A 14,631-nucleotide genomic window follows, 5' to 3' on the forward strand; every position below is an offset into this window, starting at 1 on the left:
TCGTGAGGAGTCCCGTGGCACTAACCACCGACGTCAAGGCCGAGCTCGTCAGCGTGCGGAACGCACCCCCGGCGGTGCGCGTCGCCGAGGTGACGACCATCCTGCGTTTCGCCGGCGGTCTGCACTCGATCGCCGGTCGTGTCGCGGTCGAGGCCGAGGTGGATGCCGAGCTGCTGGCCCGTCGTGTCAGCCGCGATCTCGCCGAGATCTACGGCGTGCGTCCGGAGATCGCCCAGGTCAAGGCCAGCGTCGCGACCTCCGGTGGTGCCCCGAGCGGTGCCCGCTGGGCGGTCCGGGTCATCGCCGCGGGGGAGACCCTGGCGCGCCAGACCGGTCTGCTCGACGCGCGACGTCGCCCGGTGCGCGGCCTGCCCAACCGCCTCACCACCGGCTCACCGGAGGAGCTCGCGGGGATCTGGCGCGGTGCGTTCCTGGCATCCGGATCCCTCAGCGAACCCGGTCGGTCAGCCATGCTGGAGATCTCGTGCCCGTCCGGTGAAGCCGCGATGGCGCTCGTCGGGGCCGCCCACCGTCTGGGCGTCGCGGCGAAGGCCCGTGAGGTGCGCGGCCTGCCCCGCGTGGTCGTGCGCGAGGGCGAGGCGATCCGTGCCATCCTCACCGCCATGGGCGCCCGCCGCACGGCGATCGCCTGGGAGGAGATGCGTCAGCGTCGCGAGGTGCGCGCCGGCGTGAACCGCCTGGTCAACTTCGATGACGCGAACCTGCGTCGGTCGGCGCAGGCCGCTGTGGCCGCGTGCGCTCGTGTGGAGCGCGCGCTGGAGATCCTGGGCGACGACGTGCCCGAGCACCTGCGCACCGCCGGAAGCCTCCGGCTCGCGCACCGCGACGCGAGCCTCGACGAGCTCGGACACCACGCCGACCCGCCGCTCACCAAGGACGCCGTCGCGGGGCGCATCCGCCGGCTGCTCGCCATGGCGGACAAGCGCGCCCAGCAGGAGGGCATCCCGGGCACCGAGGCCGCAGTGCCCGCCGGTCTCGACGGCTGAGGCCGACCGGATGGCCCGCCGGATCCGGCATTCGGAACATCCGGCCGCCGGTGGCGTTGTCGTCAGTAGGATGAAAAACGTCTGCTCTGCGAGGCACTTCGGCGTCGCAGAGGATCGGCAAGCGCCGTGGCGCGGCGCGGATTGGATGAAATCGACATGGCGACCTACACGCTCCCCGACCTTCCCTACGACTTTGCGGCACTGGAACCGCACATCAGCGGCAAGATTATGGAACTGCACCATGACAAGCACCACGCCGCCTATGTCACCGGTGCGAACGCCGCGCTGGACGGCCTGGCCGAGGCCCGCGAGAGCGGCAACCTCGCCAACGTGAACAAGCTCGAGAAGGACCTCGCGTTCAACCTCGGCGGTCACGTCAACCACTCCATCTTCTGGACCAACCTCTCGCCCGAGGGCGGCGGACAGCCGGAAGGTGAGCTCAAGGCGGCGATCGACGAGTTCTTCGGCTCGTTCGAGAAGTTCCAGGCGCACTTCGCCGCCGCCGCGGCGGGCATCCAGGGCTCGGGCTGGGCGGTGCTCAGCTGGGACCCGATCGGCGCTCGCCTGATCATCCAGCAGCTCTTCGACCAGCAGGGCAACACCGCGCAAGGCACCATCCCGCTGTTCCAGCTCGACATGTGGGAGCACGCCTTCTACCTCGACTACCTCAACGTGAAGGCCGACTACATCAAGGCGGCGTGGAACATCGCCAACTGGGAGAACGTCTCGTCACGCTTCGAGATCGCGCGCGAGAAGACCTCCGGTCTGCTGGTACTGTCGTAAAAGACCGGCGTCCTAATGGGCGTCTGGCCCATTAGGACGCCGTTGTCCGCGCATTCCGCAAGAAATACGCATTTCCCCGAGTAAGAACCAGGAGACTTTCGTGTCTGTCAAGATCGGTATCAACGGCTTCGGTCGTATCGGACGTAACTTCCTTCGTGCGGCGCTCGCACAGAACGCTGACATCGAGATCGTCGCGGTCAACGACCTCACCGACAACGCCGCACTGGCGCACCTCCTCAAGTACGACTCGGTCGGCGGTCCGCTCGGCGTCGAGGTCTCGCACCAGGGCGACGTGATCACCGTCGGCGGCAAGGACATCAAGGTGTTCGAGGAGCGGGACCCGGCAGCGCTGCCGTGGGGCGAGCTCGGGGTCGACATCGTGATCGAGTCCACCGGCCGGTTCACCAAGGCCGCCGACGCCTCGAAGCACATCGCCGGCGGCGCCAAGAAGGTCATCATCTCGGCGCCCGGCACCGACGTCGACGGCACCTTCGTGATGGGCGTGAACGAGGACACCTACGACTCCGCCACGATGAACGTCATCTCCAACGCCTCGTGCACCACCAACTGCCTCGCGCCGCTCGCCAAGGTGTTCAACGACAAGTTCGGCATCGAGCGCGGGTTCATGATGACCGCGCACGCGTACACCGCAGACCAGAACCTGCAGGACGGCCCGCACAGCGACCTGCGCCGTGCCCGCGGTGCAGCGATCAACATCGTGCCGGCGTCGACGGGTGCCGCCAAGGCCATCGGCCTCGTGCTCCCCGAGCTCAACGGCAAGCTCAGCGGCTCGTCGTACCGCGTTCCGGTTCCCACCGGCTCGATCGTCGACCTCACCATCATCGCCGAGCGCGACGGCCTGACCGTCGACGAGATCAACGCCGCATACCGTGAGGCCGCAGCCGACGGTCGTCTGCAGGGCATCCTGGAGTACACCGAGGACCCGATCGTCTCGAGCGACATCCAGCTGAACCCGCACTCGTCGATCTTCGACGCGGAGCTGACCAACGTCAGCGGCAACCTCGTCAAGGTGTCCAGCTGGTACGACAACGAGTGGGGCTACTCCAACCGCCTCGTCGACCTCACCGAGTACGTCGCCGAGCGTCTCTGAACCATGGCGCTGCGCACTCTCGAGTCACTGGGGTCGCTGTCGGGCAGGCGGGTCATCGTCCGCTGCGATCTGAACGTCCCCCTGAAGGACGGCGTCATCGCCGATGATGGTCGCGTCAGGGCGTCACTGCCCACGCTCGAGGCCCTCACCGATGCGGGCGCGCGCGTGATCGTGTGCTCCCACCTGGGGCGCCCCGACGGCGCTCCCGATCCCCAGTACAGCCTCGAGCCGGTCGCGCAACGACTGTCTGAGCTGCTCGACGCGCCGGTCGCCTTCGCGACGGACACGGTGGGCGACTCCGCGCGGGACACCGTCGCAGGCCTCGAGGACGGCGCGATCGCCGTCCTCGAGAACCTGCGGTTCAACCCTGGCGAGACCTCGAAGGACGACGCCACCCGCGCGGCATTCGCCGGGCAGCTCGCCGAGCTGGGCGACGCCTTCGTCTCGGACGGGTTCGGCGTCGTGCACCGCAAGCAGGCCAGCGTCTACGACCTGGCCGAGCTGCTGCCGTCCGCGGCGGGCCTGCTGATCGCCGCTGAGCTGGACGTGCTCGACCGGCTCACCGAGAACCCCGAGCGCCCGTACACCGTGGTGCTCGGCGGATCGAAGGTGAGCGACAAGCTCGGCGTGATCTCGCACCTGCTGCCGCGTGTCGACCGTCTGCTCGTCGGAGGCGGGATGCTCTTCACCTTCCTCGCCGCGGAGGGCCACGCCGTGGCCTCGAGCCTGCTCGAGAAGGACCAGCTCGAGACCGTGCGCGGCTACATCTCCGAGGCGAAGGAGCGCGGCGTCGAACTCGTGCTGCCGACCGACGTCGTGGTGGCGTCCGGATTCGCCGCCGACGCCGACCACGAGACGGTTCCGGCGGATGCCATCGAGCAGAGCTCGTTCGGGGCATCCGGAATCGGCCTCGACATCGGACCCGACACGGCCGCGGCGTTCGCCGATGCCGTGCGATCGTCCGCGACCGTCTTCTGGAACGGGCCGATGGGCGTGTTCGAATTCCCGGCCTTCGCCGCGGGCACCAAGGCCGTCGCGCAGGCCCTCACCGAGGTCGACGGCCTGGGCGTGGTGGGCGGCGGCGACTCCGCCGCGGCCGTGCGCCAGCTCGGATTCTCGGACGACCAGTTCGGTCACATCTCGACGGGCGGAGGCGCCAGCCTCGAGTTCCTCGAGGGCAAGAAGCTACCGGGCCTCACGGTCCTCGGATGGGAGTGAACCCTGTGACAAGCGCGCAGAACCGCCGCACACCGCTCATCGCGGGCAACTGGAAGATGAACCTCGATCACCTCCAGGCCGTCGCGACCGTGCAGAAGCTGCACTGGACGCTGAAGGACGCCGGGCACGAGGGCGACTCCGTCGAGGTGGCTGTCTTCCCGCCGTTCACCGACATCCGCAGCGTGCAGACCCTCATCGACGCCGACAAGATCCCGTTCGCGCTCGGAGCGCAGGACCTCTCGGCGCACGACTCCGGGGCCTACACCGGAGAGGTGTCGGGCGCATTCCTGTCCAAGCTCAACGTCGGCTACGTGATCATCGGTCACTCCGAGCGTCGCGAGTACCACCGGGAGGACGACGCGGTCGTCAACGCGAAGGTGAAGGCCGCGCTGAAGCACGGTCTCGTCCCGGTGATCTGCGTCGGCGAGACCGCCGAGGATCTCGAGAAGTTCGGTGCCAGCGCGGTGCCGGCCGGCCAGCTGGAGAAGGCGCTCGAGGGTGTGCCGGCGTCGGCCGACATCGTCGTGGCGTACGAGCCGGTCTGGGCCATCGGCTCGGGCCAGGCGGCGACTCCGGCTCAGGCGCAGGACGTCTGCGCCGCCCTGCGCGGCGTGCTCGCGAAGGTGCTCGACGAGGATGCCGCCGCGCGCACCCGCGTGCTGTACGGCGGATCGGTCAAATCGGGCAACATCGCCAGCTTCATGCGCGAGCCGGATGTGGACGGTGCGCTGGTGGGTGGCGCGAGCCTCGTCGTCGACGAGTTCGCGGCGATCGTTCGCTTCCAGAAGCACGTCGGCGTGTGAGTCGGGACGGGGCGCGCGAGCGCCTCGTCCTATAATTGACCGCTAGACGGGCATTCCGGCCCCGGCGAAAGGCTTTCCTCGTGCAGGTTCTCGAGTTCGTTCTGCAGGTGCTCACTGGCGTGACCAGTGTGCTGCTGACGCTCCTCATTCTTCTTCACAAGGGCCGCGGTGGCGGCCTGTCCGACATGTTCGGCGGGGGGATGTCGGCCGCTGTCGGCTCATCCGGTCTCGCCGAGCGCAACCTCAACCGATTCACGATCGTGCTCGCCCTGATCTGGTTCATCTCGATCGTCGCGCTCGGTCTCATCACGAAGTTCCAGGTGATCTGATGGCTACCGGAGGAAACGCGATCCGCGGCACACGTGTCGGCTCGGGTCCCATGGGTGAGCAGGACCACGGCTACCACGCCGACCGCATCCCCGTGTCTTACTGGGACGGACTCGGCAACGAGACCGTCCGCTATTTCGCGGCGGGGCTCCCCGACGACGAGATCCCCGAGACCATCGACCACCCGCAGAGCGGGCTGCCCGCGGGTCGCGACCGGCAGAACCCGCCGATGCTCGCCAAGCCCGAGCCGTACAAGACGCACCTCGCGTACGTGAAGGAGCGCCGCACCGACGAAGAGGCCGAGCAGCTTCTCGAGGACGCGCTCACGCAGCTGCGCGAGCGCCGCGGCGGCAACTGAGAACCACACGAGGAACCCCCGGAGTCTGCGACTCCGGGGGTTCTTCGCGTCTCGGGCTCTAGGCGGACCGGCGATCGAGTCGGATGCCGGGAACGCCCCGGCATGCGAGAAGGCCCCCACCTCGCGGTGGGGGCCTTCGTCAGGAGAGGGGATGACGGGAATCGAACCCGCGTCATTAGTTTGGAAGACTAAGGCTTTACCATTAAGCTACATCCCCGGAATTCCGGCGGTGTCTCGCCCTCATGGCGCCCCGCCGAGCGGAGCACCTCGTAAAGCATAGCGGACGGAGCGACGTGTTCTGTCCGTTAGACTCGTCAGGGCCGTTCCCGTGTGCGCGGGTTCAAGCCGGGGCGTAGCTCAGCTTGGTAGAGCGCCCGCTTTGGGAGCGGGAGGTCGCAGGTTCAAATCCTGTCGCCCCGACCACAGCCCGAAGACTTCACGACCGCGTCGTCAACGCGGAAACCACAAGGAGACACACCAGCATGGCCAACAGCACCGTCGAGAAGCTGTCCCCGACCCGGGTCAAGCTCACCATCACGGTCACCCCTGAGGACCTCAAGCCGAGCATCGCGCACGCCTACGAGCACATCGCTCAGGATGTGCAGATCCCCGGTTTCCGCAAGGGCAAGGTCCCCGCTCCGATCATCGACCAGCGTGTCGGCCGCGGCGCCGTCATCGAGCACGCCGTGAACGAGGCCCTCGACGGCTTCTTCCGCGAGGCGGCCGCCGAGCACAACGTCCGCATGGTCGGACGTCCCGCCGCCGACATCACGCAGTGGCCGAACGAGAAGGACTTCTCGGGAGACCTGCTCGTCGACATCGAGGTCGACGTGCGCCCCGAGATCGAGCTTCCCGAGCTCTCGGACATCACGCTGACCGTCGACGCCGTCGAGGCCGACGAGGCGGCGATCGACGCCGAGCTCGACAGCCTGCGCGCGCGCTTCGGCACCCTGATCCCCGTCGACCGCCCGGCGGCCACGGGCGACTTCGTCGAGCTCGACCTCGTCGCCACCATCGACGGCGCCGAGATCGACCGCGCCGAAGGCGTGTCGTACGAGATCGGCTCCGGCGAGCTGCTCGAAGGCATCGACGAGGCGCTCGACTCGCTCACCGCGGGCGAGGAGACGACCTTCCGCTCGACTCTCGTGGGCGGCGACCACGCCGGCGAGCAGGCCGAGGTGTCGGTCACGCTCAAGGCTGTCAAGGAGCGCGAGCTGCCCGAGGCCGACGACGACTTCGCTCAGATGGCGTCGGAGTTCGACACGGTCGCCGAGCTGCGCGACAGCCTCGCCGAGCGCGTCGCACAGCAGGGCGTCTTCACCCAGGGGGCCGCCGCTCGCGACCAGCTCATCGAGAGGCTGCTCGAGCAGGTCGAGATCCCCGTTCCGGCCCAGCTCATCGAGGACGAGGTGCACGCGCACCTCGAGAACGAGAACCGCCTCGAGGACGACGAGCACCGTGCCGAGGTGGCCGAGGCCAGCGAGAAGCAGTTCCGCACGCAGGTGCTGCTCGACACGATCGCCGAGAACGCGAACGTGCAGGTCTCGCAGGAGGAGCTCAGCCAGTACCTCATCCAGTCGGCCGCGCAGTACGGCATGGCTCCGCAGGAGTTCGTCGAGGCGCTGCAGGGCGCCGGTCAGCTGCCCGCGCTCGTCGGCGAGGTCGCCCGCAACAAGGCACTGGCCGCGACCCTCGGCAAGGTGAACATCGTCGACAGCAACGGCAAGAAGGTCGACCTGTCCGAGTTCATCGGCGACGCCGAGGATGAGGACGACGCTGAGACCGAGGAGGCTGGCGCCGCCGACGAGAAGCCTGCCGCCGACGAGAAGCCGGCCAAGAAGGCTCCCGCGAAGAAGAAGGCTCCCGCGAAGAAGGACGCCGCCGACGAGGCGGACGCTGACAAGCCCGCCGCCAAGAAGCCGGCTGCGAAGAAGGCTCCGGCCAAGAAGGCCGCCGCGAAGGACGAGGCCGAGAAGGCCGAGTGATCCTCGCATGATCGAACGAGGGGCGGATGCTGCGGCATCCGCCCCTCGTCGTATCAGGAGAGGCGACGGGGCGGTGTGGCCGCGGACGGGCGGCGGGGGATGGATGCCGCCCCGCCACGCTGATATGCCGACGGCGAACACGGCCGGGCACGCGCGCCGCCGCCGGTAGATTCGAATCACCGACACACGGAAGCAGGAGCTGACATGGCTGAACCCCTGATGGCGACGAGCGTCTTCGACAGACTGCTCAAGGACCGCATCATCTGGCTGGGCTCTGAGGTGCGCGACGAGAACGCGAACGAGATCTGCGCGAAGATCCTCCTTCTCGCCGCCGAGGACTCGGAGAAGGACATCTACCTCTACATCAACTCTCCCGGCGGGTCGATCACCGCGGGCATGGCGATCTACGACACCATGCAGTTCGTGCCGAACGACATCGTCACCGTCGGCATCGGCATGGCCGCGTCGATGGGCCAGCTGCTGCTCACCAGCGGCACGAAGGGCAAGCGCTACATCACCCCGAACGCGCGAGTGCTGCTGCACCAGCCGCACGGCGGCTTCGGCGGCACGGCGAGCGACATCCAGACGCAGGCTCAGCTGATCCTGTCGATGAAGCGTCGACTTGCGGAGATCACCGCCGGTCAGACCGGAAAGACGGTGGAGCAGATCAACGCCGACGGCGACCGCGACCGCTGGTTCACCGCAGACGAGGCCCTCGAGTACGGCTTCGTCGACCACATCCGCGAGCACGCCAGCGACGTCACCGGCGGCGGCGGCACCGGCGCAGACCAGTAAGGAAGGAACACACACATGCACACCCCCACCTTCCGCGCTGCCGGAAACCTGCCCTCCAGCCGTTACGTGCTCCCGCAGTTCGAGGAGCGCACCGCCTACGGCTTCAAACGCCAGGACCCGTACAACAAGCTCTTCGAGGACCGCGTGATCTTCCTCGGCGTGCAGGTCGACGACGCCTCGGCTGATGACGTGATGGCCCAGCTGCTGGTTCTCGAGAGCCAGGATGCCGAGCGCGACATCACCATGTACATCAACTCGCCCGGTGGCTCGTTCACCGCGATGACGGCGATCTACGACACCATGCAGTACGTCGCGCCGCACATCCAGACCGTGGTGCTCGGACAGGCCGCCTCGGCGGCATCCGTCCTGCTCGCGGCCGGTGCCCCCGGCAAGCGGCTCGCGCTGCCGAACGCCCGCGTGCTCATGCACCAGCCCGCGATGGGCGAGGCGGGCCACGGCCAGGCATCCGACATCGAGATTCAGGCCGCCGAGATCCTGCGCATGCGCACCTGGCTCGAGGAGACCATGTCGCGGCACACCGGCAAGGCGGTCGAGCAGGTCAACCGCGACATCGATCGCGACAAGATCCTGTCGGCGAACGAGGCCCTCGAGTACGGCATCGTCGACCAGGTGCTCACCTCGCGCAAGCGCAGCTGACCCGTCGTCACGACGAGCGGCCCGGGCATTCGTCCGGGCCGCTCTTGCGTGCTCGGGCGCTCGTCGCCGCGAGTACGCTGGAGTTCCCACCATTCCGACCTGGAGGCCCTCGTGTCCGCACCCCTCGCCCGGCACATCGACCACACGCTGCTCAAGCCCGAGGCTACGAGCGCCGAGATCGCCGCGGCGATCGCCGAGGCCGCCGACCTCGGCACCTACAGCGTGTGCCTTTCGCCGTCCGCGCTGCCCGTCGACCTGCCGGGCGAGCTGAAGCTCGCGGTCGTCATCGGGTTCCCCAGTGGCAAGCACCACTCGTCGATCAAGGCCGCCGAGGCGGCTCTGGCCGTGGCCGAGGGTGCGGACGAGCTCGACATGGTCATCGACATCGGCGCGGCGATCGAAGGACGCTACGCCGACGTCGAGGCCGACATCCGCGCCGTGCGCGACGCGGCCCCCCGCCCCGTCGTGCTGAAGGTCATCATCGAATCCGCCGCGCTGAGCGACGAGGCCATCGTGGCCGTGTGCCGTGCCGCTGAGGAGGCGGGCGCCGACTTCGTGAAGACGTCCACGGGCTTCCACCCGTCCGGCGGTGCCAGCGTGCACGCCGTGTCGCTGATGAAGCAGACCGTCGGAGACCGGCTCGAGGTCAAGGCATCCGGAGGCATCCGCACGGCCGCCGATGCCCAGCAGATGATCGAGGCGGGCGCGACGCGCCTCGGCCTGTCGTCGTCGCGCGCGATCCTCGAGGGAGCCGAGGCTGCGGCGGGGTACTGACTCTCACGTGACCGACTCCAATGCCGCCCTGTGTCGGTGCCTGCGGTTAGGCTCGATTGACGGCATCAGGACCCTGCCTGGCCGAATGCTCGAGGAGGACGCGCATGGCACGCATCGGTGAAAGCGCTGATCTGTTCAAATGCTCTTTCTGTGGGAAGAGTCAGAAGCAGGTCCAGCAGCTCATCGCCGGCCCCGGTGTGTACATCTGCGACGAGTGCGTCGAGCTGTGCAACGAGATCATCGAAGAGCGCATGGCCGAGGCCGGCAGCGGCCCCGCCGCCGACTTCGAGCTGCCGAAGCCTCGTGAGATCTTCTCGTTCCTCGAGGAGTACGTGGTCGGTCAGGATGCCGCGAAGCGCTCGCTCGCTGTAGCGGTCTACAACCACTACAAGCGCGTCCGCGCCCGCGGCACCATCCAGTCCGCCGAGCAGAAGGCGGAAGAGGTCGAGGTCGCCAAGAGCAACATCCTCATGCTCGGTCCGACCGGCTGCGGCAAGACCTATCTCGCCCAGACGCTCGCCAAGCGGCTGAACGTGCCCTTCGCCGTGGCCGATGCGACGGCGCTGACCGAGGCCGGCTACGTGGGCGAGGATGTCGAGAACATCCTGCTCAAGCTGCTGCAGGCGGCCGACTACGACACCAAGCGCGCCGAGACCGGCATCATCTACATCGACGAGATCGACAAGATCGCCCGCAAGGCCGAGAACCCCTCCATCACCAGGGACGTGTCGGGTGAGGGCGTGCAGCAGGCGCTGCTGAAGATCCTTGAGGGCACCGTCGCGTCGGTGCCGCCGCAGGGTGGGCGCAAGCACCCGCACCAGGAGTTCCTGCAGATCGACACGACGAACGTGCTGTTCATCGTCGCGGGAGCGTTCGCCGGGCTGGAGGAGATCATCTCGGCCCGCGTGGGCAAGCACGGCGTCGGGTTCGGCGCTCCGCTGCACGACAAGGGCAAGGACCTCGATCTGTTCAGCGAGGTGCTGCCGGAGGATCTGCACAAGTTCGGGCTCATCCCCGAGTTCATCGGGCGCCTGCCCGTCGTGACCTCGGTGTCGCCGCTCGACCAGGACGCCCTGATCGACATCCTCACCGGTCCCCGCAATGCGCTCGTGAAGCAGTATCAGCGGATGTTCGAGATCGACGGTGTGCAGCTCGAGTTCGAGGAGGACGCGCTGCGTTCCATCGCCGACCTCGCGGTGCTGCGCAAGACCGGCGCCCGCGGCCTTCGTGCGATCCTCGAGGACGTGCTCGGGCCGATCATGTTCGAGATCCCGTCGGCAGAGGACGTGTCGAAGGTCGTGGTCACCAAGGCCGCGGTCGACGAGGGCGCGCCGCCCACGGTCGTTCTCTCGCGCAAGCGCAAGAGCGCCTGATTCGCCGGGCGACCGCGCAGCGCGAGCGGTTCACCCCTGCCATCCGCTCGCGTGGCTCACGCGCGGATGGCAGAGCGGGACGGGGCGCCGCACGCCCGAGTTGACCGGATGAGCGCGTTCACCCGCTGAGGCGACTCATCACGCGCTCGAGTCCGTCGACGACCAGCCGCACACTGCGGCGGCGCAGTGTCTCGGGGCGCGCCAGCACGTCGATGAGACGGTGCGTGCTCACGCCCAGCAGCGGGATGCGCACGATCTCACGATCGTCGACGCTGCGCGAGGTGTATCGGGGCAGCATGCCCACCGCGTCGCCCGCCGCGATGGTCGCCGCGACGGTGGCGTAGTCGTTGACACGGTGCTGCACGCGCGGTGCGATGTTCGCGACGGCCGCGATCGCGCGCAGCACGTCATCGGGGGAGTAGCCGATCCGACTGGTCACCCAGCGCTCTCCGGCGACGTCGGCGGGAGTCACGGCGCGGCGCGCGGCGAGCGGGTGCGACGCGGCGACCGCGACGTCGAGCGGCTCGCGGACAAGGGTGAGGCTGCGCACACCCTGCGACGGCCAGGGCTCGGAGTGCTCCATCCGGTGCGCGAGCACGAGGTCGTAGCGGGCGGTGAGCGCGGGGAACTCACTCTGCGCGACGTCCTCATCGGTCAGCTGCACGGTCGGTGAATCGTCGCTCCCAGCGAGGTCGCGCAGCAGGGCGCCGAACAGTGCCTGCCCCGCGCTGTGGAAGCCGCTCACGGTGACCACTCCGGCGGAATCCTGCTCGAACGCGTCCAGCGCGCCGCGGGCGGCGGCCATCGCGTCCAGCGCCTCCGCCCCGGCCTCGGCGAGCACCCGCCCGGCGGCGGTGAGCGCGAGGGTGCGACCGTGTCGCCGGGTGAGCGGGGTGCGCACGCCGCGCTGCAGGGCGGCGAGCTGCTGGGAGACGGCCGACGGCGTCACGTGCAGCGCATCGGCGACGGCCGTCACGCTGCCGAGGGCGCCTAGTTCTCGCAGGATCTGCAGCTGGTGAAGCTCCACCCCTCGATCGTATCTTTCAGTGCTGCTTAATTCACTATGCAGAAAGAGGGCGTTGCTCTACAACGGCGGATGCGGTGAGATCGAGACCATGAAGGCACTGTTCAAGAGCGCACCACGCGCCGGCTTCGAGCTCGTCGACAGGCCGGACCCTGCGGCCGGCGCCGGCGAGGTCGTCATCCGCGTGCTGCGCACTGGGATCTGCGGCACCGACCTGCACATCCACCGCTGGGACGAGTGGGCTGCGTCGGCGATCCAGACGCCGCTGATCCCCGGGCACGAGTTCTACGGCGAAGTCGTCGACGTCGGCGACATGGTGCACGACATCGCCGTCGGCGACCGTGTCTCGGGTGAAGGACACATCGTCTGCGGCACCTGCCGCAACTGCCGCGCAGGGCGCCGGCAGATGTGCATCCGCACCGTCGGGCTCGGCCTGCAGCGCGACGGCGCCTTCGCCGAGTACCTCTCCCTCCCCGCCACGAACGTGTGGGTGCATCACGACGACGTGACCCCCGAGCTCGGCGCGATCTTCGACCCGCTCGGCAATGCCGTGCACACCGCGCTGATGTACCGCGTGATCGGCGAGGACGTGCTGGTCACCGGGTGCGGGCCCATCGGCCTGATGTCGATCGCCGTCGCCCGACATGCCGGCGCGCGATTCATCGTCGCCACCGACGTCAGCATCCCGCGACTCGAGATGGCGAGGCAGATGGGGGCTGACGCCGTCGTCGACGTCTCGACGCAGGACATCCGCGAGGCGCAGCGCGCGCTCGGGATGCGCGAGGGCTTCGACATCGGCTTCGAGATGAGCGGTGCGCCCGCGGCGCTCCCGGCGATGATCGACAACATGAACCACGGCGGACAGATCGCCATGCTGGGGCTGCCCAGCGCCGGCTTCGACATCGACTGGAGCAAACTCGTCACCCACATGCTCACGATCAAGGGCGTCTACGGGCGAGAGATGTTCGAGACCTGGAACGCGATGGGGGCCATGCTGCAGACCAGCGCCACCCTGCGCGAATCGATCACCCGCGTGATCGCGGATGTCATCCCCGCGCGCGACTGGGAGCGTGGATTCGCCGCCGCCGAGTCGGCAGGCACGGCGAAGATCATCCTCGACTGGACCGAGCTGTGACAACCGGGCTGTGAGAACCGAACTGTAAGGAGCTGTCATGTACGCGACATTCAAGGATCACCTGCAGGCCGAGCTCGCGGGCATCGAAGAGGCGGGCCTCACCAAGCGGGAGCGCGGCATCCGCGGACCTCAGAAGGCGCAGATCGTCACGGGCGGCACGGAGGTGCTCAACTTCTGCGCCAACAACTACCTCGGCCTCGCCGACGACCAGCGCATCCTGGACGCCGCTCACCGGGCGCTCGACGAGTGGGGCTACGGTCTCGCCAGTGTGCGCTTCATCTGCGGCACGCAGGAGCAGCACCTCGAACTCGAGAAGCGCCTCGCCGCCTTCCTCGGCACGGACGACGCGATCCTGTACTCCTCCTGCTTCGATGCGAACGGCGGCGTGTTCGAGACCCTGTTCTCGGCCGAGGATGCGATCATCTCCGACGAGCTGAACCACGCGTCGATCATCGACGGCATCCGTCTGTCGAAGGCGCGTCGTCTGCGCTACCGCAACCGCGACATGGCTGATCTCGAGGAGCAACTGAAGGCCGCGGCGGATGCCCGATTCCGCGTCATCGTCACGGACGGGGTCTTCTCGATGGACGGCTACATCGCGCCGCTGCGCGAGATCTGCGACCTGGCGGAACGCTACGACGCGCTCCTGTTCGTCGACGACTCGCACGCCGTCGGCTTCGTGGGGGAGAGCGGACGCGGCACGCCCGAGCTGTGCGGCGTGTCCGATCGCGTCGACATCTACACCGGCACGTTCGGCAAGGCCCTCGGTGGCGCCTCGGGCGGTTACGTCGCCGCACACCGCGACATCGTCGCCCTGCTGCGCCAGCGCTCCCGGCCCTATCTCTTCTCGAACACCCTGGCGCCGTCGATCGTCGCCGGCACGCTGACCGCGCTCGACCTGGTCGAGAGCTCGGCCGATCTGAGGTCTCGCCTCCGCGAGAACGCGGAGCTGTTCCGTCGGCGCATGGCCGAGGAGGGGTTCGAGCTGCTGGCCGGCGAGCATCCGATCGTGCCCGTGATGTTCGGAGACGCCGCGCTCACCGCGCGCATCGCCGACGAGATGCAGCGCCAGGGTGTGTACGTGACGGCATTCAGCTTCCCGGTGGTGCCGCGCGGCCACGCGCGCATCCGCGTGCAGCTCTCGGCAGCGCACACACAGGAGCAGGTGGAGCGCTGCGTGGCGGCCTTCGTCGCGGCTCGGGAGGCCGTGAGCTGACCTGACCCGCGGAGAGCACGACCGGCCGGGAGCAGGTGCAAAGAAATACTTGCAAAGGGATGTTT

The 14,631-nt window shown here is 68.4% G+C and carries 14 protein-coding genes, 2 tRNA genes and 1 pseudogene; 15 read left to right on the top strand and 2 right to left on the bottom strand.

The annotated features are described in order from the left end of the window. Positions 1-14 precede the first annotated feature (14 nt). From whiA to H9633_RS11770, 7 genes are all read left to right on the top strand, one after another. A complete protein-coding gene (gene whiA, locus H9633_RS11740) occupies positions 15-1,007 on the top strand; it encodes a DNA-binding protein WhiA (protein WP_191713284.1) in 993 nt (330 codons plus the stop codon). Positions 1,008-1,163: 156 nt separating this feature from the next. After that, a complete protein-coding gene (locus tag H9633_RS11745; protein ID WP_071643088.1) occupies positions 1,164-1,790 on the top strand; it encodes a superoxide dismutase in 627 nt (208 codons plus the stop codon). Between the two features lie 100 nt (positions 1,791-1,890). After that, entirely contained in the window at positions 1,891-2,901 is a 1,011-nt protein-coding gene (gene gap, locus H9633_RS11750) for a type I glyceraldehyde-3-phosphate dehydrogenase (protein ID WP_071643090.1), read from the top strand. A 3-nt stretch (positions 2,902-2,904) separates the two neighbouring features. Next, positions 2,905-4,119 carry a phosphoglycerate kinase gene (locus H9633_RS11755; RefSeq protein WP_191713285.1) on the top strand — a complete coding sequence of 405 codons (1,215 nt, stop codon included), beginning with the start codon at positions 2,905-2,907 and terminating at the stop codon, positions 4,117-4,119. Then, positions 4,110-4,922: a triose-phosphate isomerase gene (gene tpiA, locus H9633_RS11760; protein WP_071643094.1), complete on the top strand. Its 813-nt coding sequence runs from the start codon at positions 4,110-4,112 to the stop codon at positions 4,920-4,922. The genes H9633_RS11755 and tpiA overlap by 10 nt, the downstream gene beginning before the upstream one ends. A gap of 80 nt (positions 4,923-5,002) precedes the next feature. Continuing rightward, entirely contained in the window at positions 5,003-5,251 is a 249-nt protein-coding gene (gene secG, locus H9633_RS11765) for a preprotein translocase subunit SecG (protein WP_071643096.1), read from the top strand. Continuing rightward, on the top strand, positions 5,251-5,607 hold the full coding sequence (locus H9633_RS11770) for an RNA polymerase-binding protein RbpA (RefSeq protein WP_191713286.1): 357 nt from the start codon (positions 5,251-5,253) through the stop codon (positions 5,605-5,607). Before secG ends, H9633_RS11770 begins: the two co-directional genes overlap by 1 nt. 146 nt (positions 5,608-5,753) lie before the next feature. On the opposite strand, the gene H9633_RS11775 is transcribed toward H9633_RS11770, so the two are convergent. Further along, positions 5,754-5,824, bottom strand: a tRNA-Gly gene (locus tag H9633_RS11775). Between the two features lie 129 nt (positions 5,825-5,953). Here H9633_RS11775 and H9633_RS11780 point away from each other — a divergent pair. The 6 genes and pseudogenes from H9633_RS11780 (at position 5,954) to clpX (ending at position 11,191) form a co-directional block, all read left to right on the top strand. After that, positions 5,954-6,030: transfer RNA gene (locus tag H9633_RS11780), tRNA-Pro, on the top strand. Positions 6,031-6,089: 59 nt separating this feature from the next. Continuing rightward, entirely contained in the window at positions 6,090-7,592 is a 1,503-nt protein-coding gene (tig, locus tag H9633_RS11785) for a trigger factor (RefSeq protein ID WP_191713287.1), read from the top strand. 192 nt (positions 7,593-7,784) lie between these two features. Beyond that, positions 7,785-8,387: pseudogene (locus tag H9633_RS11790) on the top strand (ATP-dependent Clp protease proteolytic subunit); the annotation flags it as partial. A 15-nt stretch (positions 8,388-8,402) separates the two neighbouring features. Then, positions 8,403-9,044: an ATP-dependent Clp protease proteolytic subunit gene (locus H9633_RS11795; protein WP_071643104.1), complete on the top strand. Its 642-nt coding sequence runs from the start codon at positions 8,403-8,405 to the stop codon at positions 9,042-9,044. A 111-nt stretch (positions 9,045-9,155) separates the two neighbouring features. Continuing rightward, positions 9,156-9,818, top strand: a complete 663-nt coding sequence (deoC, locus tag H9633_RS11800) for a deoxyribose-phosphate aldolase (protein WP_318247272.1) — start codon at positions 9,156-9,158, stop codon at positions 9,816-9,818. A 104-nt stretch (positions 9,819-9,922) separates the two neighbouring features. After that, positions 9,923-11,191, top strand: coding sequence for an ATP-dependent Clp protease ATP-binding subunit ClpX (clpX, locus tag H9633_RS11805; protein WP_191713288.1), 1,269 nt, complete (start codon positions 9,923-9,925; stop codon positions 11,189-11,191). A gap of 118 nt (positions 11,192-11,309) precedes the next feature. Here clpX and H9633_RS11810 read toward each other — a convergent pair whose 3' ends face one another. Further along, positions 11,310-12,218, bottom strand: coding sequence for a LysR family transcriptional regulator (locus tag H9633_RS11810; protein WP_071643108.1), 909 nt, complete (start codon positions 12,216-12,218; stop codon positions 11,310-11,312). 88 nt (positions 12,219-12,306) lie between these two features. Here H9633_RS11810 and tdh point away from each other — a divergent pair, with 88 nt between their 5' ends. Continuing rightward, complete coding sequence (tdh, locus tag H9633_RS11815; RefSeq protein WP_191713289.1) at positions 12,307-13,350, top strand: L-threonine 3-dehydrogenase; 1,044 nt, start codon at positions 12,307-12,309, stop codon at positions 13,348-13,350. A gap of 37 nt (positions 13,351-13,387) precedes the next feature. After that, positions 13,388-14,566, top strand: a complete 1,179-nt coding sequence (locus tag H9633_RS11820) for a glycine C-acetyltransferase (RefSeq protein ID WP_191713290.1) — start codon at positions 13,388-13,390, stop codon at positions 14,564-14,566. Positions 14,567-14,631 lie beyond the last annotated feature (65 nt).

Origin of the sequence: Microbacterium commune (assembly GCF_014836945.1) — a bacterium.
GTDB lineage: Bacteria > Actinomycetota > Actinomycetes > Actinomycetales > Microbacteriaceae > Microbacterium > Microbacterium commune.

What these genes read in the sequence shown, in the direction of transcription:
- tig (WP_191713287.1), top strand. Translation starts at nt 6,090, where the DNA reads ATGGCCAACAGCACCGTCGAGAAGCTGTCCCCGACCCGGGTCAAGCTC.
- clpX (WP_191713288.1), top strand. Translation starts at nt 9,923, where the DNA reads ATGGCACGCATCGGTGAAAGCGCTGATCTGTTCAAATGCTCTTTCTGT.
- tdh (WP_191713289.1), top strand. Translation starts at nt 12,307, where the DNA reads ATGAAGGCACTGTTCAAGAGCGCACCACGCGCCGGCTTCGAGCTCGTC.
- H9633_RS11795 (WP_071643104.1), top strand. Translation starts at nt 8,403, where the DNA reads ATGCACACCCCCACCTTCCGCGCTGCCGGAAACCTGCCCTCCAGCCGT.
- tpiA (WP_071643094.1), top strand. Translation starts at nt 4,110, where the DNA reads ATGGGAGTGAACCCTGTGACAAGCGCGCAGAACCGCCGCACACCGCTC.
- H9633_RS11770 (WP_191713286.1), top strand. Translation starts at nt 5,251, where the DNA reads ATGGCTACCGGAGGAAACGCGATCCGCGGCACACGTGTCGGCTCGGGT.
- H9633_RS11820 (WP_191713290.1), top strand. Translation starts at nt 13,388, where the DNA reads ATGTACGCGACATTCAAGGATCACCTGCAGGCCGAGCTCGCGGGCATC.
- H9633_RS11755 (WP_191713285.1), top strand. Translation starts at nt 2,905, where the DNA reads ATGGCGCTGCGCACTCTCGAGTCACTGGGGTCGCTGTCGGGCAGGCGG.
- H9633_RS11745 (WP_071643088.1), top strand. Translation starts at nt 1,164, where the DNA reads ATGGCGACCTACACGCTCCCCGACCTTCCCTACGACTTTGCGGCACTG.